Annotated in this window: 1 pseudogene; it reads right to left on the reverse strand. The window is 66.0% G+C overall.

What is annotated here, in order from left to right:
• A pseudogene (locus tag TX76_RS18225) lies at window positions 1–810 on the reverse strand (hypothetical protein); the annotation flags it as partial.

Here is an 810-nt window from a genome sequence, read left to right on the forward strand (position 1 = left end):
TGGTCGCGAACCCGTAGGTGCTCCACGAACCGTTCCCCTCGATCGTCAGCACGTCCGGCAGGAATCGCTCGATTCCGACCCGCTCCCCGTCGAAATACAGCGTGGCGTCGCCGCTCAGGCTGAGGTTCGTGATCTCGCCGGTGATGGTGTACCCATCGGAGCCGTCGATCACCCCGCCGGTCGCGCGCTGCCCATCGGCGCTGATCTCGTCCGCCCCGCCGATGTTGTTCCGCGGGCTAACGCTGCCACTCACCGAGAACCCGTAGGTAACCCACGTACCGCTACTCTCTCGGATCGTGAGCGTACGCTCGACGTCTTGGTCGACCTTCTCGCCGTTGCGATAGACGGTCGCTCCCTCATCCACGCTGAGGTCGGTGAGCCCTCCCGAAACGTAGTAGCTATCCGAGCCGCTCGCGACCCCGCCGGTTGCACGTCCTGCATCAGTGTCGATCTCATCAGCACCGCCCAAGCCAGCACGCGGAGCGATACCGCCGCCGGTCGCGAACCCGTAGGTGCTCCACGAACCGTTCCCCTCGATCGTCAGTACGTCAGGCAGGAACTGCTCGGCACCCACCTCCTCGCCGTCGAGATACAGCGTCGCGTCGCCGCCCAGACTGAGGCTCGTGATCTCGCCGGAGAACGTATAGCTGTCGTAACCGCCGGCCACCCCTCCGGTCGCACGCCCGGCCTCGGCGTCGATCTCGTCCGCTCCGCCGATATACCGCCGTGGGGCGAGATCGCCGCTCACCGAGAACGCATACGTGACCCACGACCCGCTCCCCTCGATCGTGAGCGTGTGCGAAAGTGCCG

The sequence above is a fragment of the Halococcus agarilyticus genome (assembly GCF_000334895.1).
Classification (GTDB): domain Archaea; phylum Halobacteriota; class Halobacteria; order Halobacteriales; family Halococcaceae; genus Halococcus; species Halococcus agarilyticus.